Source organism: Erythrobacter sp. GH1-10 (genome assembly GCF_045363165.1).
Classification (GTDB): Bacteria; Pseudomonadota; Alphaproteobacteria; order Sphingomonadales; family Sphingomonadaceae; genus Erythrobacter.
Genome location: NZ_JBJFLP010000001.1, coordinates 211,293 through 231,177 on the forward strand (window position 1 = coordinate 211,293; position 19,885 = coordinate 231,177).

General features: G+C 64.5%; 17 protein-coding genes. 12 read left to right on the plus strand and 5 right to left on the minus strand.

Features of this window, described 5'->3' with window-relative positions:
• Window positions 1–48 precede the first annotated feature (48 nt).
• Genes ACI5KX_RS01035 through ACI5KX_RS01045 form a run of 3 tightly spaced genes read left to right on the plus strand, consistent with a single transcriptional unit; the run spans window position 49 to window position 2,943 of the window.
• Window positions 49–1,752, plus strand: coding sequence for a M28 family metallopeptidase (locus ACI5KX_RS01035; RefSeq protein WP_406808822.1), 1,704 nt, complete (start codon window positions 49–51; stop codon window positions 1,750–1,752).
• A gap of 40 nt (window positions 1,753–1,792) precedes the next feature.
• A complete protein-coding gene (locus tag ACI5KX_RS01040; protein ID WP_406808823.1) occupies window positions 1,793–2,773 on the plus strand; it encodes an agmatine deiminase family protein in 981 nt (326 codons plus the stop codon).
• 35 nt (window positions 2,774–2,808) lie between these two features.
• Window positions 2,809–2,943, plus strand: a complete 135-nt coding sequence (locus tag ACI5KX_RS01045; RefSeq protein ID WP_406808824.1) for a hypothetical protein — start codon at window positions 2,809–2,811, stop codon at window positions 2,941–2,943.
• Between the two features lie 10 nt (window positions 2,944–2,953).
• Here the strand turns inward: ACI5KX_RS01045 and ACI5KX_RS01050 are convergent, their stop codons facing one another.
• From ACI5KX_RS01050 to thrS, 3 genes are read right to left on the minus strand one after another with little or no spacing between them, the layout of a single operon-like run.
• Window positions 2,954–3,688: a TSUP family transporter gene (locus ACI5KX_RS01050; protein WP_406808825.1), complete on the minus strand. Its 735-nt coding sequence runs from the start codon at window positions 3,686–3,688 to the stop codon at window positions 2,954–2,956.
• A 9-nt stretch (window positions 3,689–3,697) separates the two neighbouring features.
• Complete coding sequence (locus tag ACI5KX_RS01055) at window positions 3,698–4,441, minus strand: TSUP family transporter (protein ID WP_406808826.1); 744 nt, start codon at window positions 4,439–4,441, stop codon at window positions 3,698–3,700.
• 4 nt (window positions 4,442–4,445) lie between these two features.
• Window positions 4,446–6,446, minus strand: a complete 2,001-nt coding sequence (thrS, locus tag ACI5KX_RS01060) for a threonine--tRNA ligase (protein WP_406808827.1) — start codon at window positions 6,444–6,446, stop codon at window positions 4,446–4,448.
• A 360-nt stretch (window positions 6,447–6,806) separates the two neighbouring features.
• On the opposite strand from thrS, the gene ACI5KX_RS01065 reads away from it, so the two are divergent.
• From ACI5KX_RS01065 to ACI5KX_RS01080, 4 genes are read left to right on the plus strand one after another with little or no spacing between them, the layout of a single operon-like run.
• Window positions 6,807–6,983, plus strand: a complete 177-nt coding sequence (locus ACI5KX_RS01065; RefSeq protein ID WP_406808828.1) for a hypothetical protein — start codon at window positions 6,807–6,809, stop codon at window positions 6,981–6,983.
• 26 nt (window positions 6,984–7,009) lie between these two features.
• Window positions 7,010–7,612 (plus strand): hypothetical protein, encoded by a 603-nt coding sequence (locus ACI5KX_RS01070; protein WP_406808829.1) that lies wholly within the window; start codon window positions 7,010–7,012, stop codon window positions 7,610–7,612.
• Window positions 7,612–8,031: a hypothetical protein gene (locus ACI5KX_RS01075; RefSeq protein WP_406808830.1), complete on the plus strand. Its 420-nt coding sequence runs from the start codon at window positions 7,612–7,614 to the stop codon at window positions 8,029–8,031. The genes ACI5KX_RS01070 and ACI5KX_RS01075 overlap by 1 nt, the downstream gene beginning before the upstream one ends.
• The gene (locus ACI5KX_RS01080; RefSeq protein ID WP_406808831.1) at window positions 8,028–8,219 is read left to right on the plus strand and encodes a helix-turn-helix transcriptional regulator; all 192 of its coding nucleotides are present in this window, start codon (window positions 8,028–8,030) and stop codon (window positions 8,217–8,219) included. The genes ACI5KX_RS01075 and ACI5KX_RS01080 overlap by 4 nt, the downstream gene beginning before the upstream one ends.
• Here the strand turns inward: ACI5KX_RS01080 and ACI5KX_RS01085 are convergent.
• Window positions 8,216–9,880: an alkaline phosphatase D family protein gene (locus ACI5KX_RS01085; RefSeq protein WP_406808832.1), complete on the minus strand. Its 1,665-nt coding sequence runs from the start codon at window positions 9,878–9,880 to the stop codon at window positions 8,216–8,218. The genes ACI5KX_RS01080 and ACI5KX_RS01085 overlap by 4 nt on opposite strands.
• Window positions 9,881–9,962: 82 nt before the next feature.
• On the opposite strand from ACI5KX_RS01085, the gene ACI5KX_RS01090 reads away from it, so the two are divergent.
• The 5 genes from ACI5KX_RS01090 to ACI5KX_RS01110 all read left to right on the plus strand — a co-directional run bounded on the left by ACI5KX_RS01090 (window position 9,963) and on the right by ACI5KX_RS01110 (window position 18,819).
• The gene (locus ACI5KX_RS01090; RefSeq protein ID WP_406808833.1) at window positions 9,963–10,694 is read left to right on the plus strand and encodes an alpha/beta fold hydrolase; all 732 of its coding nucleotides are present in this window, start codon (window positions 9,963–9,965) and stop codon (window positions 10,692–10,694) included.
• A 13-nt stretch (window positions 10,695–10,707) separates the two neighbouring features.
• Complete coding sequence (locus tag ACI5KX_RS01095) at window positions 10,708–11,565, plus strand: tetratricopeptide repeat protein (RefSeq protein WP_406808834.1); 858 nt, start codon at window positions 10,708–10,710, stop codon at window positions 11,563–11,565.
• Entirely contained in the window at window positions 11,562–12,557 is a 996-nt protein-coding gene (locus tag ACI5KX_RS01100) for an LLM class flavin-dependent oxidoreductase (protein ID WP_406808835.1), read from the plus strand. The genes ACI5KX_RS01095 and ACI5KX_RS01100 overlap by 4 nt, the downstream gene beginning before the upstream one ends.
• 252 nt (window positions 12,558–12,809) lie before the next feature.
• On the plus strand, window positions 12,810–17,519 hold the full coding sequence (locus tag ACI5KX_RS01105; RefSeq protein WP_406808836.1) for an NAD-glutamate dehydrogenase: 4,710 nt from the start codon (window positions 12,810–12,812) through the stop codon (window positions 17,517–17,519).
• Window positions 17,520–17,568: 49 nt separating this feature from the next.
• On the plus strand, window positions 17,569–18,819 hold the full coding sequence (locus ACI5KX_RS01110) for an NAD(P)/FAD-dependent oxidoreductase (RefSeq protein ID WP_406808837.1): 1,251 nt from the start codon (window positions 17,569–17,571) through the stop codon (window positions 18,817–18,819).
• Here ACI5KX_RS01110 and queG read toward each other — a convergent pair.
• Window positions 18,803–19,864: a tRNA epoxyqueuosine(34) reductase QueG gene (gene queG, locus ACI5KX_RS01115; protein ID WP_406808838.1), complete on the minus strand. Its 1,062-nt coding sequence runs from the start codon at window positions 19,862–19,864 to the stop codon at window positions 18,803–18,805. The two genes, ACI5KX_RS01110 and queG, sit on opposite strands and share 17 nt — an antisense overlap.
• Window positions 19,865–19,885: the final 21 nt, after the last annotated feature.

The window sequence follows — 19,885 nt, forward strand, 5'->3', positions numbered from 1 at the left end:
CGCTCTGCAAGAGAAGCGCCATCAGATTTTGACGAGAGGACTACCCCCATGATGAAACGCGCGATCGGCCTTACCGGCCTTCTCGCAGGCGCGCTCGCGATGGCATCTTGCGATGCCATAATGACGGGCGGCGATGGTGCCATCGAGCTCGACATTCCCGAAGTCGAGGCGGGCGATATCTCCGAAGAGACGATGAAGGACATCACTCGGACGCTTTCGAGCGACGAGTTCGAAGGGCGCATGCCGGGCACCGAGGGCGAAGAGCTGACGGTCGCGCTGCTCACCGAACGCTTCGAAGCCGCCGGGCTGCAGCCGGGCAACGGCGACAGCTGGGTGCAGGAAGTGCCGCTGGTGGAAATCACCGGCAAGAATTTCGCCCCGCTCACCATCACCGATGGCGAGACCGACCTGGTCTACGATTTCGGCAGCGAATGGGTCGGTGTCACCTACCAGGAGGAAGCCCGCACCCAGCTCGCGAACAGCGACATGGTTTTCGTCGGTTACGGCATCAACGCACCCGAGCGCGGCTGGAATGATTACGAGGGCGTCGATGTCGCGGGCAAGACGGTGGTTATCCTCGTCAACGACCCGGACTACGAGACCGAAGGGCTCGAAGGGAAATTCAACGGCCGGGCGATGACGTTCTACGGCCGCTGGACCTACAAGTATGAGGAAGCCGCACGTCAGGGCGCTGCCGCCGCGATCATCGTCCACGACACCGAACCGGCGAGCTACGGCTGGAACGTGGTCGAAAGCTCGTGGAGCGGCCCGCAGGCCTATCCGCAATATGGCGACAACCCGCCTCCGCGCACGACGATGAATGGCTGGGTGCAGAAGGACGTGGCGCGCGAGATCCTCGCCGCCGCCGGTCAGGATCTCGACGAACTCAGCGCCGCAGCCAAAACCGAGGGCTTCGAGGCGGTCGATCTGGGGCTCAAGGCTTCGACCAGCTTCGAGAACGACATGCGCACATTCACCTCGCAAAACGTGATCGGCGTCCTGCCGGGATCCGAGGCTCCCGAAGAATATGTCATCCACACCGCGCACTGGGACCACCTCGGTCGCTGCACCCGCGCGCCCGATGGCGACGACATCTGCAACGGCGCAGTCGACAACGCGACCGGCACCGCAGCACTCGTCGCGCTGGCAGAGGCTCACGCCAAGGCGGGCGCTCCCCGGCGCAGCCTCGTGTTTCTCGCCGTGACCGCGGAGGAATCGGGCCTGCTGGGCGCGTATTACTACGCGTCGAACCCGGTATTTCCGCTCGACCAAACCGTCGGCGGCATCAACATGGACGCGTTCCAGGTGGCAGGTCCGGCGAAGGACGTGACCGTCGTGGGCCCGGGCAAGTCGCAGCTCGACGCATTTATGAGCGCCGCGCTCGAAGCCGATGGCCGCACCGCGACGCCCAATCCAAGCCCCGAAGCCGGTTATTACTACCGTTCGGACCACTTCGCCTTCGCCAAGCAGGGAGTGCCGATGCTTTATATCAACGGCGGCCAAGACCTCGTCGAAGGCGGAACCGAAGCGGGCAAGGCGGTTGCCGACGACTATCGCGCCAATCGCTATCACGGCCCGAAAGACGAGTTCAACGAGGACTGGGACTGGTCCGGAGTGATGTCCGATCTCCAGCTGTTCTACCGCATCGGCCGGATGATGGCGATGAGCACCAGCTGGCCCAACTGGAACGAGGGCGACGAATTCCGAGCCACTCGCGACGAAAGTTGCGCCACGTCCGACGCTGGGTGCTGAACGCAGCCTGGGACGTACTGAAAGCGACAGAAGCCGATCCATGGCCATCCTGATGCCACCCGAATGGGCGCCGCAGGACTGGCTGTGGATCGGCTTTCCGCATTTGGCCGAGGAATGGCCGGGTTTCCTTGAAGCGGCACAGGACCAGATCGCCGCTTTCGCCAATGCGGTTGCCGAGAGCGGGCAGGAGGTCCGCTTGCTGGTCCGCGACGAAGCGAACGAGGCACGGGCCCGCAGCCTCGCCAGCGAGAAGGTCGTGCTGGAGCGGCGGCTCTACGGCGACATCTGGCTGCGCGACACCGGACCGCTGATTGTGAGCGGCGCCGAAGGCCGCGAAGCACGCCGGTTCGGCTTCAACGGCTGGGGCGGCAAATACGAAATGCCGGGCGACGAAACCGTGGGCGCTGAACTGGCGCGCGACGCCGGATTGCCCGTCGAAATTTCGCCCATGATCCTCGAAGGCGGGGCTGTCGATGGCGACGGGACCGGACTGGTCGCCACTACCGAGCAATGCCTGCTCAACCCCAATCGCAACCCCGGCATGACCCGTGAAGAAATCGAGGCGGAGCTGCACGCACGGCTCGGCTTCGAAAGGGTGCTCTGGCTCGGCGACGGCCTGATCAACGACCACACCGATGGCCATGTCGACAACCTCGCGCGCTTCGTCGCTCCAAACCGGTTGGTCGTGCCGGAAGCGGCCGGTGCGGATGATCCCAATGCCGAAATCTATGCCGATGCGGCCCGGCGCGCCGGGGATTTCGGGGTCGACGTCATCCGCATCCCTTCGCCCGGACGGATTGAGCGCGACGGCACGATCGAGCCCGCGAGCTATGTGAATTTCGCGATCACCACCAACCTCGTCGTGGTGCCGACTTTCGGCACGCCGCACGATAGCGACGGAGTCGCCGCCATCGCCGCGCTGTTCCCCGACCGCGAGACGGTGGGGCTGCGCGGAGACGCCGTGCTCGCCGGTGGAGGCGGCTTCCATTGCGCCAGCCAGCAGATGCCCGCCGCGTTTTAAGACCCCGTTAGGGTTTTGGCGCGACAATCGCTGCGATGACCAAAGCGATCGCCCTTTCCCGCACAGCCGTCGAAACCGCCCGCGCGTGGCAGCTCGAGATCCTGCGTTCGGCGATAGTGCTCGGCTGCGGCGCGGCGCTGATCCTCGCCGGACAGCCGCTCCCGCTTTGACTGCAGCGCTCTAGACCAGCTTCGCCAGCGCGCCGATCGCGGCGCCTCCCAGAACAAGTGCGGTTGCGACCTGCCACTGCGTCGCCGTGACGCGTCCGAAGGCTCTGTGCCCGAACCAGTCGCCCACCAACACCGCGGGGAACAACGCCGCCGCAAGCGCGACTTCGCGCCAGCTGCCGACACCGAGCACGATGAAGAACGCGGCGGATAGCGGGGTCACGACCAGGAAAATTGCCATCATCGAAGCCCGCGCGGCTTTCGGCTCAAGCCTCCCGCGCAGGTAGAAAGGCGCCATTCCCGGCCCGGGCATACCCGCAAATCCGCCGAAGAAGCCGGTGAAGAAACCCGACAGGCCCATGGCTGGCATGCGCGGCATGACGACCTTCCCGAGCGGGACGACCACCAGCACGAATGCCCCGAGCGACACCAGCGCGATCAGGAACCGCGCCCAGTCGGTCGGCAGCGCAACCAGCGCCCAGAGTCCCAATGGCATGCAGGCGAGCGCGATCAGCGTCAGCGGGATGGCGGACGTGTCGGCATCACGCCGGATCCGTCCGATATCGGTAAGGCCGATCAGGAACAGCGAAACGATACCGACCAGCACCGAGGATTCGGGCGCGATCTCCAGTTGCAGTACCGGCACCAGCACAACCGAAAGTCCGAACCCGGCGAGCCCTCGCACAAAGCCTGCCGCAATCGCGGCGAGGAACGCGACGACGATCGCCTCGGGGGTGAAACCGAACATCCGCCGTTCCTAGATCAGTTTGACGAGCGCGGCGATGGCTGCGGCTGCGAGCACAACCCCGACGAAGGTGCGCCACAGCCGATCGCTGACCTTGCCGAATGCCAGGCTGCCGATCCAGTTGCCCAGCAACACCAGCGGAAACAGCGCCAGTCCCAGCAGCACGACATTCCATTCGAGCACGCCGAGCGCCGTACCCGAAGCCACTCCCGCAGCTGCGGCAACGCCGAATATCCCGATCATCGAGGCCTTGGCGACGGTGCGCGGGATATCGCGACCGACATAATAGGGCACGACCGGTGGCCCCGGCATGGCGGCAAAACCGGTGAGCACACCCGCGGAAAGGCCGACGGCAGCGGTGGTGGCGGTCCCCGGTTGCTCCGCTCCGCGCCGAGGCAGCAGCACCGCGACGAAGGCGGACAGCGCGATCATCGCAATCAGGAAACGCGCCAGTCCCGTCGGTGTGGCGTCGAGCAAGGCGAGCCCGAAGGGAGTTCCGACAACCACCAGCCCGCCGATCAGCAGCGCGCTTTTTTCCGCGTCGCGCAGGATCATGCGGATATCGACCAGCGCAAGCAGCCCCGCCATGATGTTGATCGCCAGCACCGCGTCCACCGGCGTCAGGGCCAGCGCGAGGATCGGCACCAGCAGGATACCGAAGCCGAACCCGGTCAGTCCGCGGATGAACGCCGCACCGAGCGTCGCAGCCACCGCGACCGCGATCTGAACCGCGCTGAATCCGGCGAGGAAATCCAAGTGGTTATCCGCGCTGGTCCGGCGGGGTCGCCTCTGCGGTCAGCATCGCGACGGCCTCGTCAACGCTCATCACCCGCTGATCCTTTTCGCCGAGTGTGCGGATTGCGACGGAGCCGTCCTCCTCCTCGCGCTTGCCGACGACGAGCAGGTGCGGGACCTTGGCGAGCGAGTGCTCGCGGATCTTGTAGTTGATCTTCTCGTTGCGAAGGTCGCTTTCGACGCGGATACCCGCCGCGCGCAGCTTGCTCTCGACTTCCTGCGCATAACCATCGACGTCCGAAACGATCGGCGCGACCACCGACTGCACCGGCGAAAGCCAGCACGGAAGGCGCCCGGCATAGTGTTCGATCAGGATGCCGATGAAACGCTCGTAAGACCCGAAGATCGCGCGGTGGAGCATCACCGGGCGGTGCTTTTCACCGTCTTCGCCGATATAGGTCGCATCGAGCCGCTCGGGTAGCACACGGTCGGACTGGATCGTGCCGACCTGCCAGGTACGCCCGATTGCATCGGTGAGGTGCCATTCGAGCTTGGGCGCATAGAACGCGCCTTCGCCCGGCAGCTCTTCCCAGCCGAAATCGTCATTGGCCATTCCGGCTTCGATCACGGCATCGCGCAGTTCCTGTTCGGCCTTGTCCCAGTCCGCGTCCGACCCGAAGCGCTGTTCGGGGCGGAGGGCCAGCTTGATCTCGTATGTGAAGCCGAAGTCCTTGTAGACGCCATCGGCCAGCTCGCAAAACTTGCGGACCTCTTCGACCACCTGCTTTTCGGTGCAGAAGATGTGCGCGTCGTCCTGCGTGAACTGCCGTACGCGCATCAGCCCGTGGAGCGCCCCGTGTGGTTCGTTGCGGTGGCAGCAGCCCATCTCGCCGAGCCGGATCGGCAGGTCGCGATAGGAAGTGATGCCCTGCTTGAAGACGAGCACGTGCGCGGGGCAGTTCATCGGCTTCAGCGCCATCCAGTCGGCGTCCTTGGAGATCAGCTCTCCTTCTTCCTCGGTGTTGGGCACCTCGTCGGGGATGACGAACATGTTCTCGCGATACTTGCCCCAGTGGCCGGACTGCTCCCACTGTCGCGCATCCATCACCTGCGGCGTCTTGATCTCGCGGTATCCGCCGCCGTCCATCTTGCGGCGCATGTAGCTTTCGAGCTCGCGCCAGATGCGATAGCCCTTGGGGTGCCAGAAGACCGAGCCGTGCGCTTCTTCCTGAAGGTGGAACAAGTCCATCTCGCGGCCCAGCTTGCGGTGATCGCGCTTGCCCGCTTCCTCCAGCCGGTGGAGGTGGGCGTTGAGCTGCTTCTTGTTGAGCCAGCCGGTGCCATAGATGCGCGTCAGCTGCGCATTGCGCTGGTCGCCGCGCCAGTAAGCTCCGGCAACGCGCATCAGCTTGAAGGCATCGGGATCGAGCTTGCCAGTGCTGGCAAGGTGCGGCCCGCGGCACATGTCGAGCCAGTCGTCGCCCGACCAGTAGACCGTCAATTCCTCGTCCTCGGGCAATTCCTTGGCCCATTCGGCTTTGAAGGTTTCGCCTTCGTTTTCCCACTTCTCGATCAGCTGCTCGCGCGACCAGACTTCGCGGCGCAGCGGCTTGTCGGCGCGGATGATTTCGCGCATCTTTTCCTCGATCGCGGGGAGATCGTCCATGCTGAACGGCTCGCGCGAGGCGGGGGCCATCACGTCGTAATAAAAGCCGTCGTCGGTTGCGGGACCGAAGGTGATCTGCGTGCCCGGCCACAGCGCCTGCACCGCTTCGGCGAGAACATGAGCGTAATCGTGGCGCGCGAGTTCGAGCGCGTCTTCCTCGTCGCGGCTGGTTATCAGCGCGAGCTCGGCGTCGCCGTCGAAGGGCCGATTGAGGTCGCGGACCTCTCCATCGACGCGCGCGGCCAGCGCGGCCTTGGCAAGGCCCGGGCCGATCGCGGCGGCGACGTCTGCCGGCGTCGAGCCGGCTTCCATTTCGCGCACCGATCCATCGGGCAGGCTGATTTTCAGAAGTTCCGTCATCACACAAATCCGTTGTTTGGCCGCGCCCTGCCACAAGCGGGCGCGTACCGGAAGTGCGGTGTTGCTCTGTCAGGCAATTTCGGGAGGACACCGCGCCACCCGAAACCCAAAGTCCGGGGCGCGGCGATGGCTGCGACTAAATCGCGAGCCCCCGCTCCCGGAAATCCGAGGTGGTAGTGGTCGTGGTTGTGGTCAGCAGTTTGGCCATGGTGAGCGATATAGTCGGTGCAGGTTGCAATGTCATTACCCGCATTCGTCCATCACAAACGGAAAGCACCGACTCCTTTTTGGAAAGTTCACTTGACAAACAGTCGAATCAATGACAAGTGTCCTTTCCATAGTTGAAAGGGAGCTTTCCTTATGAGCAAGACAGTTCAATCATTGATCTGGGCCAGCGCCATCATCGTCGCGGCGCTTGCATGTGTGTCTAGCGGCGTCAGCGACGCAGCCAGCTTCGGAATCGTCATGGGCCTTTCCGGAGCAGCATGGGGCAGCCTGCACAGCGACTTGGGCTGCGGTCGCGGGTGCTTGTCGTGAGCGCCGATATTCAATCTCGAAAAGGTGTGTTTGGGCGCGGACCGCTGTTCTGGGGTGCGATGGTTGCTCTCACGACAGCGCTCGTTGTGGCACTGGCGGCTACCGGATCGATCGAGGGCAAGGCCCCGCTGCTCCTGCTCGCGCTTGTGCCTTGCATTCTTGCGATGATCATGTTCCGCGCCGGATACAAGGCCGCAGATGATCCCGAGAGCGTTTGCGGCGGAACGGGCGAAGCGCAGAAGCGCTACATCAAACGCACGGCGATCTTCACTTCGCTCTATCTCGCGACCTTCGGCCTGCTCGTGTTTGCCGACCTTGAATTCAGGATAACGCGGGAGGTCCGCTTTGCGCTCGCGCTGTTGCCCGGCCTCGCGATCACCGGCGTCTTCTGGACGATCGGGCGGTTGATCGTTGAAGAGACCGACGAGTTTATTCGCATGCTGGTGATCCGACAAACGCTGATCGCGTCGGCAATCGCGCTAACTTTGGCAACGGTGTGGGGCTTTCTCGAATCCGCCGATGTCGTGCCCCATCTCGATGCCTATTGGTGGGCGGTCGCCTTCTTCGCAGGATTGTTCGTCGGAGCGGTTGTGAACCGGATCGAACACGGCACATGGGGAGCAGTGTAATGAAGAGCCTGTCTCCCGCGATGCAGCGTTACACACGGCGGCTGGCTGCCTTCATGCTGGCCTATATTGCGCTGATCCTTGCTGTCGGCACACTGTTCCGTGCTTCGCCACCTGCCGGCATTCTGGCCTGGGGCATGGCAATCCTTCCCGCTTGGCCGATCATCGGTGTGTTCTGGACCATCTTTCGGCTGCTGATCGAAGAGAGTGACGAGTTTATGCGCATGATGTTTGTGCGTCAGGTACTGTTCGCCACCGCTTTTTGCCTGTGCGTCATGACAGTCTGGGAATTCCTCCAGAATTATGATGTGATGCCTGACGGCACTGGCGGTTTTGGAACAGCGTTTTTCTGGTTTGTCGGGCTTGCCCTCGGGGCTATCTGGAACGCATTGTCTCTGCGGCGTGAGGCCGGTGAAGAATGAACAACCGCCTCAAAGTGCTGCGCGCCGAACGCGACTGGTCGCAACAGGACCTCGCCGACCGGCTGGAGGTTTCACGTCAATCAGTGAACGCCATCGAGAAAGGACGCTACGATCCTTCGCTCCCGCTGGCGTTCAAAATTGCCGATGTGTTCGGCCTCGCCATCGAGGAAATTTTCAGCCGGGACTAAATCTCCAGACTATGCGACCCGGCTGCGCTCTCGACCCGCTTCGTCCCCGCGAGGCGGGTCGATCGCGTTTTGATGCTTTCGACAAAGCGGTATTCGGTCACCGCCCGCGCCGGAGTCAGCTCGACCGCCATGTAGCCGCGCTGCGAGGTATCGGCCCATTTGAGGCCCTCGTTCGTCTGCACCAGCGAGCGCGCGAAATCCTGCGGAGCGACCGCGGGGAGCGAATTCTCGAGACCCGGCGAGGTGACACCCGGCACGCCGAATTCGACGCCCGCCTTCGCGCCATCCATGCCAAGCTCGAACGCCCAACCATTGTGGGTGTCGCCCGCAAGCACCACAAGGTTGGCATCGGCATCGAGCGAGGCCTTGAGCAGCCGCTCGCGCGCGGCGGGATAGCCGTCCCACGCGTCCATGTTGGCGGGCAGACCGACCGAACTGGCGAGCGCGGCACCGAGCAGGCGCTGCCGCACGAATTCGGGCATGTCGTCGCTGATCGCGCCGATGATGCTCGGCGGGGTTTTGAGATTGCCCATCAGCACCTGCTGCACCAGCACCTGCCACGTCACACCGCGCGATTTCGACGCCGCAAGCCCCTCGCCAAGCCATTGCTCCTGCGCGGCGCCGAGCAGCTGGCGATCGGGATCGGCCCATGCGCCATCGCGGAACCCGGTGAGCACGGCTGCCGCCGCTTCGGGCGTCGTCGCCCCGTCGAGCACCTTTGCGAGGCTGAATTGCTCCTCGCGCCCCTCGAGCCTTGTATCGAGCCGGAACAGGGTCGCCAGATCGCCGATGTCATAGGCGGCGTACGGTTCGTCGGAAACCGGCATCCACTCGCGATAGACCCGCTTGGCTGCGGCCTTGCGCACCGCCCATTCGCCCTCGGTTTCGGGCTGGTGGTTCTGCGCGCCGTCCTTCCAGCTGTCGTTCGCGCTTTCGTGATCGTCCCAGACGCTGATCACCGGCAAGATCTGGTGCAGGCGCCTCAGGTCGGGATCGGTGCGATAGGTTGCATAGCGCAGACGGTAATCGGCCAGGGCGACGATCTCGCTGGCGGGATTGAGACCGCGCGCCGGATTTGCCTGACTGTTGGAAGGATAGGTTTCGGCGCCATATTCGTAGATGTAATCGCCCAGATGCAGCGCGAGATCGCAATCGCCCGCTTCGGCGGCATGGGCATAGGCGTTGAACCAGCCGAAGCCGAAGTTGGAGCACGAGAACACCGCCAATTTGAAGCGGTCGGTCGGACCTTCGGGGAGCGTGCGCGTCCTGCCCGTATCCGACATCGTCCCATCGGGCGCGACGAAGCGGTAGAAATACCAGCGATCCGCCCGAAGCCCGTCGGCCCAGGCCTTGCCGCACCAATCGGTTTCGGCGCTGGCGCGAGCGCTTCCTTCGGCGACGACGGCGGTGAAGTCGGGGGTCTCGCTAACCTCGAAGGCCAGATAAAGGTCCTGCTCGCCCACATAGCGGGTCCACAACATCACGCTCTCGGATCCCGGCTCTCCGCTCGCAACCCCGTGGGTGAAGCCGCTGCCGAAGCTACGCGCAATGGTGGGGCTTGCCGCGAGCGCCGCCGAGGCTCCCGCCAGCGTGAACAGGCCGCGCCGGGAAATGTCGGCGAGAGGGCGGGCGGGCATGGCAGCCGGATCGTTTGTGATCATGCCCCACTTCATACGCCGCGCCCGCGACGAAGCAATGACAAGGCTTGCATGGCCCCTCCCCAAACAGGCATTAGCCATCGCGATGACCGATATCCGATTTCACGAGATGCCCGATGGCAGGCGCATCGCTTTTCGCCATCTCGAAGGCAACGGCCCGACGCTGGTGTTCCTGCCCGGCTACATGTCCGACATGGCCGGAGGTAAAGCGACCGCGCTGTTCGCCGAGGCTGAAGCGCAGGGGCGCGGCTGTCTGTTGCTCGACTATTCCGGCTGCGGGCAGAGTTCGGGCGACTTCGCCGACGGCACGCTTTCCCGATGGCGCGACGAGGTGCTGGCGCTGGTCGAGGCCAATGCCGAAGGCCCGATCCTGCTGGTCGGCTCCTCGATGGGCGGGTGGCTGATGCTGCTGGTGGCGGAGAAGCTGGGCGAGCGGCTGGCCGGTGTCGTCGGTATCGCCGCAGCTCCGGACTTCACCCGGTGGGGCTACACCGACGAACAGCGCTCCACGCTGGCCAACGGCTCTGCGGTCTACGAAGACAATCCCTATGGCCCCGAACCGACTCCGACGCATCCCGGCTTCTACGCCGATGCGGAGCGGCAATTGCGGCTCGACAAGGAAATCGCAATCGATTGCCCCGTGCGCCTGCTGCACGGCCAGCGCGATGCCGATGTCCCTTGGGAAATCTGCATGCGGCTCTCCGAAGCGCTGCGTTCGGATGCGGTACAGGTCACGCTGGTAAAGGACGGCGACCATCGCCTGTCGCGCGAGCAGGACATTGCCCTGCTCAAGGCGACGGTTGCCAGCTTCTACTGACGGAAACACCTGTATGGCCCCCGCTTCGTTTCTTCTTCCCTTGCTGCTCCAGGTCGGACCCAATCCGGCGGCAACCGACACGCTCGGCCTGCCCGAGGAACTCGCCAATCGTCCTCCGCGCGCGACATCGATCCAGGAGCCGACCAATCCGACGAGCAAATGGCTTTCGGAGTGTCTCGACCAGCTCGCGGAGGATCCGTCTCGCGCGCACACCCAGGCACAGATCCGCCGCAACGAGACGAGCGGCGCGGACCGCGTGATCGCGAACCACTGTCTTGGGTTGGCTGCGACCGAGCTTGGTCTCTGGGACGATGCCCGCAGCGCCTTCCTTGCTGCGCGCGACGAGACGCCTGAGGATGAATCGGCGACGCGCGCCCGCTTCGGCACAATGGCGGGCAATGCAGCGCTCGGTGGCGGAGATGCGGAAGCGGCCGTGTCGCTGCTCGCGACCGCTCAGGCCGACGCGCGCGAAGCATCGTCTGCGACGCTCGAAGCGCTGGCCGCGCTCGACTCCGCGCGAGCGCTGGTCGCACTCGAGCGGCCGCACGAAGCCATCCTTGCACTTTCGACCGCGACCCGGCTTGAACCCGACATGGCGGAAGGCTGGCTTCTCACCGCGACGCTGTTTCGTAGACTGGGCCGGCTGGACGATGCGCAAGAAGCAATCGAACAGGCCTCGCGGCTTGCGCCGATGGAGGCCGATATCGGGCTCGAAGCGGGAGTGATTGCCGTGCTATCGGGGCGCGAAGATGCGGCGCGGCAAAGCTGGGAATCGGTGATCGCGATCCAGCCCGACAGCCTCGCCGCGCAAACCGCTAAGACCTATCTGGCGCAGCTCGGCCCTGCGCCGGAGGAAGAGGCAAACCCATGACCCAATTTTCCGTTCTCGACCTCGTTCCTGTACGCGAAGGCGGCACACTGTCGGAGGCGTTCGAAGCGAGCGTATCGCTGGCCAAGACCGCCGACCGGCTCGGCTGCATGCGCTTCTGGGTGGCCGAGCATCACGCGATGGAAGGCATCGCCGGCGGCGCGACCTCGGTCGTGCTCGCGCATATCGGCAACGCCACCAGCCGGATCCGCATCGGCTCGGGCGGGATCATGCTGCCCAACCACACCCCGTTCCAGATCGCCGAGCAATTCGGCACGCTCGATGCGCTGTTCCCGGGCCGGATCGATCTCGGCCTCGGGCGAGCGCCCGGTGCCGGGCCGGAACTCCAGCGCGCCTTGCGCAAGGATCTCCACGCTGCCGCCGAATACTTCCCTCAGGACGTGGTCGAACTGCGCGCGCTGCTGACCGGCGATGTCGAATTGCCGATCAAGGCCACGCCCGGCCTCGGGGCAAAGGTGGAATTGTGGATGCTGGGATCGAGCCTGTTCGGCGCCCAGCTCGCCGCCAGGCTGGGCCTACCCTATGCCTTTGCCGCGCATTTCGCGCCCGACCATCTCGATGCTGCGCTTGAGCTGTACCGCCGCGACTTCCAGCCGTCCGAGGCGCTGGCGAGGCCGCATGTCATGGTCGCGATGAACGTTTTCGCAGCCGGCACCGACGATGAAGCCGAGACCCTCGCATCGAGCCAGCAGCAGGCCTTCGTCGCCTTGCGCACCGGCACACCGGGCAAGCTCAAGCCTCCGGTCGAAGGCTACACGACCGGCCTACCCTCACCGCAGCGCGCAATGCTCGATCACCTGGGACAAGCGGCAGCGGTCGGTTCTCCTGAGACGGTGCGGGCGAAGATCGAAGCGTTCATCGAGCGAACGCGTGCCGACGAGATCATCCTGTGCGGATCGACATACGATCCCGAGGCCCGGATCCGCTCGCTCGAACTCACGGTCGAGGCGTGCAGCCAGACAATCGCTGCCTGACTGGCGCTCTTCAAGCGGATCCGGGGTGTCGCCGGGGTACCGGAACGACCGACCCCTTCACGGGAGCACCCCCGCAATAGGCGCAAATCTGTTACAGTCGGTTCCGCGCATGAACGGAGGTCTGCGCAGTCGCGGGTTTACCCGAAAGTACCCATAAGCCCGGACGATGCTGCTTGCGCCACCCATGCAAAAGCGAGTATCGGCGGAACGATAAGAACAAACCGGCATAATAATATTACCCGGAGCAGGATCATGGCGCGTAAGCCCGAGCAGACAACTGCGGAACAATCCCCCCTTGATACCAAGCTGCTCAAGGCGCTGAAAAAGCACCTGAAAGCGGCGATCCTGCCGGGCGATACGCCGCTTGACCGCGACTTGCTCGACGATACCGCAGGTTTCGTTCTCGAAACCGCACTGATGCGCGAGCCCGATCGCTCCTCGCTACGGCTCGAATCGGCGACCGGCGAGAAGCGCCGTCTGCGGATCGCGATCATCAACGACGACATGCCCTTTCTGGTCGACTCGATCGCGGCGACGATCGCCTCGCAGGGACTGAGCATCGACCGGCTCGTCCACCCGGTCCTTCGGGTCGAACGCGATGCCGACGGACAACTTGTTGAATTGAGCCCGAACAAGGGCGATGTCGGGGAACCCGAGTCGCTGATCTACATCGAGACTCCGCGTGTCGATGCCCGCCAGCGGCGCGAGCTCGAGCGCGCGCTCAAGGTAACGCTCGGCGATGTCCGGTCGGCCGTGACCGACTGGGAAAAGATGCAGGCCGCGATGGCCGAAGATGCCCGTAATGTGCAGGACGACGAGGCGCGGGCCCTGCTTGAATGGCTCAACTCGGGCATGCTGACACAGCTCGGGCATGTGAAGCGCAATCGCGACGGCAGCCAATCGGAGCTGCGCGGGATCTGCCGCAAGAGCACCCGCGAGGTTCTTGCCGAGAACTCGTTCGAGCGCGCGTTCGAATGGTTCGACGAAGGCGATCGCGTGAGCGAACACCGCGATGTGCTGATCATCAAGGCCAACCGGCTTGCGCATGTCCACCGGCGCGTCCCGCTCGACCTGTTCATGGTCGGCATGCGCGATCCCGACAGCGGCAAGGTCGTGACGCTTTCGATCCATGCGGGCATCTGGACCAGCGCAGCGCTTGCAGCCCCTCCAACCGAAGTGCCGCTGTTGCGGGCCGACCTTGCAGCGATCGCGGAGAAGCTGGGCTTCGATCCTGGCGGCCATGCAGGCAAGGCGTTATCGCATGCTTTCACTGCGCTGCCGAACGATCTGCTGCTCGAATTCAAGCAGGCTTCGATCGCCCGCCTGGCAACGACGATGATGAGTCTCGTCGACCGGCCGCGTCCGCGTCTGGCGCTGATAACCTCGCGCCTCGGCCGCCACATCTACGCTTTCGTCTGGCTCCCGCGCGACACGGTTTCGACTCAGGTGCGTCTTCAGACGCAGGATCTGCTGACCCGCGAAGAGGGCGTGGCGGTGCTCGACTGGAGCCTAGAGGTCGAAGGCGGCACGCTCGCCATGCTGAAGTTCGTGCTCGACATTCGCGACGCGAAAACGGTCCCCGACGAAGCCTCGCTCGAGGAGTGGTTCCAGGACATGCTGCGCGGATGGGGCGAGGCGGTGGAAACCCATCTCGGCGAGACCCTCGAGCCCTCGCGCGCCGCGGCGCTCGCGGCGCGCTATGCCGACGCAATGCCGATGGGATATCGCGGGCGCTACGATGCCGCCGAGGCCGCGCGCGACATTATCGAGCTGCGCGGGCTGACCGGCGATGTCGACCATCGGCGCGGGGTACGGCTTTACAGTCTGGCAAAAGACCCCGAGTTCCGGTTGCGGCTCAAGATCTACCAGAAGCAGGGCGCTCTGCCGCTGTCCGATGCGGTTCCGGCGCTCGAGAACTTCGGGTTCCGGGTGATCAAGGAAATCCCCGTAGCGCTCAAGGAAGGCGCGCTCGGCACGATCCACGAATTCACTCTCGACCTCTTGGAGGGTCAGAACGCGGGCGCCCTGTTCGAACGCGCCGACGCGATCGAGGCGGCGATTGCCGAAGTGCTCAATGGCGGCGCGGAAGACGATCCCTTCAACCGGATGGTGATCGGCACCGGTCTCGCCGCGCAAGAGGCCAACTGGCTGCGCGCGATCTATCGTTACCTGCGCCAGACCGGCATGGGCTTCACGATCTACACCGTGGTCGACGCGCTGGGCCGCGCGCCCTCCGTTACCCGGGCAATGATCGATCTTTTCGTGGCGCGTCACGACCCCGCATTCGACGGCAATCGCGAAGAGGCGATTGCGACCGCCATCGCCGCATTCAATCGCGGACTGGCAAAGGTTTCGGCGATCAACGACGACAGGCTGCTGCGACTCTACCGCGCGGTGGTGGATGCGGTGCTGCGCACCAACGCCTTTGCCCCGGCAGCGCATGAAGCGCTCGCGTTCAAGATCGAATCCGCGCTGGTGCCGAACCTGCCCAAACCCGTTCCGTGGCGCGAGATTTTCGTCTACTCGCGCCGGGTAGAGGGCATCCACCTGCGCTCCGGCCCGATCGCGCGCGGTGGCCTGCGCTGGTCCGACCGCCGCGACGACTTCCGCACCGAAATCCTCGGGCTGATGAAGGCGCAAAAGGTCAAGAACGCCGTGATCGTACCGGGCGGGGCAAAGGGCGGCTTCTATCCCAAACAGCTGCCGTCGCCCGCGATTGATCGCGAGGGCTGGGCCGCCGAAGGGCAGGCAAGCTACGAGGTCTTTATCCGCACGTTGCTGTCGATCACCGACAACATCGTCGACGGTGCAGTCGTCCACCCGGACAAGGTGGAAATCCATGACGGCGAAGACCCCTATTTCGTAGTTGCCGCGGACAAGGGAACCGCGCGTTTCTCCGATGTCGCCAACGCCATCGCCGAATCGAAAGACTTCTGGCTCGACGATGCCTTCGCCAGCGGCGGCTCGAACGGCTACGACCACAAGGCGATGGGCATAACCGCCCGCGGCGCATGGGTCAGTGTCCAGCGGCACTTCCTCGAAATGGGAATCGACGTCCAGACCGACAGCATCCGCGTCGCCGGCTGCGGCGATATGTCAGGCGACGTGTTCGGCAACGGCATGCTGCTGTCGAAAGCGATCAAACTGGTTGCTGCCTTCGATCACCGTCACATTTTCATCGACCCCGATCCCGATCCGGCGACGAGCTGGAAAGAACGCAAACGCATGTTCGACCTGCCGCGGTCGAGCTGGGAGGATTACAATTCCGAGCTGATCTCCAAAGGCGGCGGGGTCTATTCGCGCGATCTCAAACGCATCAAGCTTTCGAAGAAAGCGCGCACCATGCTCGGGATCGAAGACAAGGAAATCGAGCCAGACGCGCTCATCTCCGCGATCCTCAAGGCGGAAGTCGACCTGCTGTGGTTCGGCGGAATCGGAACCTACATCAAGGCACCGCAAGAGAACCATCTCGCGGTCGGCGATCCCGGCAACGATGCGCTGCGGGTCGATGCCGACGAGGTACGCGCCAAGGCGATCGGGGAAGGTGCAAACCTCGGCATCACGCAGGCGGGACGCATCGCGTTTTCGCATGCTGGCGGTCGGATCAACACCGATTTCATCGACAATTCGGCCGGCGTCGATTGCTCGGACAACGAGGTCAACATCAAGATCGCGCTCGCGGCGGCGACACGCGAAGGCAAGCTGACCGAAAAGAAGCGCAACACCCTGCTGGCACGGATGACCGACGAGGTTGCCGAGATCGTGCTCGAGGACAACCGCCTGCAGGCGCTGGCGCTGTCGATCGCGGAAGCGGGCGGTCCGGATGCCACCGCGTCCTATGTAAGGCTGATCGAACAGCTCGAAGACATGGGCGATCTCGACCGGCGCACCGAGGGTCTGGCCGATGGCGAAACGCTCAGCCGCCGCGCCGCCGATGGCCAGGGCCTGACCCGTCCCGAACTCGCGGTGCTGCTGTCCTCGGCCAAGCTGGTGCTCCAGGATGCGATCGAGGCCAGCGGGCTGCCAGACGATCCGATGCTCGAAGATTCGCTGATCGCGCTGTTCCCCGAACCGATGCAGAAGGATTTCGCCAAGCAGATCCGCGAACACCGGCTCCGGCGTGAATTGATCGCGACCGATCTCTCCAACCGCATGGTCAACCGGCTCGGCATGGTCCACGCATTCGAACTGGCAGAGGAAGAGGGTGTCGGCCTGTCCGATGTCGCCGCCGCATTCGTCGTAGTCGAACGGCTTTTCGACTTGCAGGCGCTGTGGGATGACCTCGACACCGCGAAGATGGGCGAAACCGCCCGCCTCGTCCTGTTCGATCGGCTCGCGGCCGCCGTCGGCAATCTGATGTCCGACGTGCTGCGCACCGCCGCAGGCCAGGTTCAGGCGAGCGAGCTGGTCGAAACGCTGAAGAGCGGCGTGTCGGTGCTCACCGACGGGCACGAAGAACTCCTCTCGGACGAAGGGCGCGAACGGTCGGAGCAGCTGCGGGCCGCTTTCGTGGAAAGCGGCGCGCCCGAGCCATTGGCGGCACGGGTCGCGAACATGTTCGATTTCGACGGCTCTGTCGGCCTGGCGCAGCTTGCACTCAAGACCGAGATCGACCCGAAGGCCGTGACCCGCGCCTTCACCGATATCGGCGCACGGATCGGGCTCGACTGGGCCCAGGGCACGGCTGCGCACATGTCGCCGTCGGACATATGGGAGCGGTTGCTCGTCGATGGGCTGGCGCGCGATTTCCAGCACATGCGGCTCGAATTCCTGCGTCGGCTCATGCGGCGCAAGGGCGGCAAGGAAGATCCGCAGGGCGCCATCGCCGAGTGGGCCGAGAAGAACGAAAGCGCCGTTGCGCAATTCCGCTCGATGGTCGCACGGGCGCAGGCGCGGCCTCCGGTCGCTCCCGCGGTTCTCGCCCAGATCGCCAGCCAGGCGCGCAACCTGCTCGAGCGCTGACCTTTCTGGCGGGTTGACGAACCCGCAATTTGCAGCGAGCAACCGCGCCATGGAGAGAGATGCAAGCACGCCCGATCACGCAGACATCGTGATTGTCGGCACCGGTCATGGCGGCGCACAGGCAGCGATCGCCTTGCGCCAGCAGGGACACGAAGGCTCGATCCTTATGATCGGGCGCGACGATGCGCCGCCTTACGAGCGCCCCCCGCTCTCGAAGGAATACCTCGCCGGAGACAAGGGCTTCGAGCGGATCATGATCCGGCCCGAGAAATTCTGGGCCGACAAGAATGTCGACCTGAAGCTCGGCAGCGGCGTTTCCGCGATCGACTGGATCGCGCACACGGTGACGCTCTCCGACGGGAGCAAGATCGGATACCGCAAGCTGATCTGGTCGGGCGGCGGCGATCCCCGGCGGCTGGGTTGTCCCGGTGCGAGCCTGAAAGGCGTATTCTACGTCCGCGACAAGCGCGATGCCGACGCGATGATGGCCGCGCTCGACGCAGGTGCCAGGCGCGCGGTGGTGATCGGCGGCGGATATATCGGGCTCGAAGCGGCGGCGGTGCTGCGCAAGCTCGGTTGCGAAGTGACCCTGGTCGAGATGCTCGACCGGGTGCTTGCGCGGGTTGCGGGCGAAGACCTGTCGCGCTTCTACGAGGAGGAGCATCGCCGGCAGGGCGTGGACGTGCGGCTTTCGACCGGAGTCGAGGAGATCCTCGGCGAAGACGGCAAGGTGACGGGCGTCAAGCTCGACAGCGGAGAGACCGTCGATTGCGACATGGTGGTGGTCGGGATCGGTATCGTGCCTGCTGTAGCCCCGCTGATCGCAGCAGGTGCTGCGGGATCGAACGGGGTCGATGTCGATTTCTGCTGCCGCACCACCCTCGACGATATCTACGCGATCGGGGACTGCGCTGCGCATGCCAACCCGTATGCCAACAACGCCGTTATCCGGCTGGAATCGGTCCAGAACGCGCACGACATGGCGAACACCGTGGCAAAGGCGATCATGGGCGACAAGCAGCCCTATCATGCGCTGCCGTGGTTCTGGTCCAACCAGTACGACCTCAAACTTCAGACAGCCGGGCTCAGCCTGGACTATGACGAGACGGTGCTGCGCGGCGACCCTGCCACCCGCAAGTTTACCGTGGTGTATCTCAAGGAAGGCAAGCCGATAGCGTTCGACTGCGTCGGCACGATGAAAGACTACGTCCAGGGCCGGAAAATGCTCGAGGCGGGGGTCGAGGCGGTGGACCGCGATCTGCTCGCCGATCCCGAGGTTCCGCTCAAAGAACTGCTGTAAGCCGCTCGACCGCCCAGCACGCCGCATCGGCGACCACCGGGTCGGGGTCTTCGGTCAGCGTGCGACACTGCGCGAGCAATTCGCCATTACCACTGTTCCCAGCCGCATAGAGACAATTGCGCACGAACCGGTCGCGCCCGATCCGCTTGATCGGCGAGCCCGAGAAAAACGCGCGGAACCCCGCATCGTCGAGCGCCAGCAACTCGGCGAGGCGCGGCGCCACCAGTTCGGCGCGCGGAAGGAATTCGCGCATCGTGTGCGATTGCTCGGCAAACTTGTTCCACGGGCACACCGCGAGGCAATCGTCACAGCCATAGATGCGGTTGCCGAGCGCTTCGCGAAATTCCTCCGCGACCGGCCCCTTGTGCTCGATCGTGAGGTAGGAAATGCAGCGCCGTGCGTCGATCTGGTAGGCGTTCGGGAAAGCGTCGGTGGGACAGGAATCGAGGCAAGCGCGGCACGAGCCGCACTGGTCGCGGTGCGGCTCGCCGAAGTCCAATTCCAGCGTCGTGTAGATCGCGCCGAGGAACAGCCAGCTGCCGTGCTCGCGGCTGACGAGATTGGTGTGCTTGCCCTGCCACCCGATCCCCGCCGCCTCGCCCAGCGGCTTTTCCATGACCGGCGCGGTATCGACAAAGACCTTCACCTCTGCCCCGGGTTCCTCGGCGACAAGCCAGCGCGCCAGCGCCTTCAGCCGTTTCTTGACGACGTCGTGATAGTCCTTGCCCTGCGCATAGACCGAAATGCGCGCGTGCTCGGACGATCCTTCGAGAGCCAGCGGATCGTGCGCAGGCGCGTAGCTCATGCCCAGCGCAATCACGCTGCGTGCCTCGGGCCAGAGCCCTTGCGGCGAGCGGCGGTGGTGGAGACGGGTCTCCATCCATTCCATCGTGCCGTGATGCCCTTCGCCGAGCCATTGTTCGAGCCGCTCGGCGCGCACCGGGTCTTCGCCTGCGCTCGCCACTCCGAACGCCACGAAACCGAGCGCCTTCGCCTGTTCACGAAGACGCTGGGTGAGGTTAAGCGTTGCTTCGGCGTTAACCACGCTTGGGGTTGCTCCCGTTCA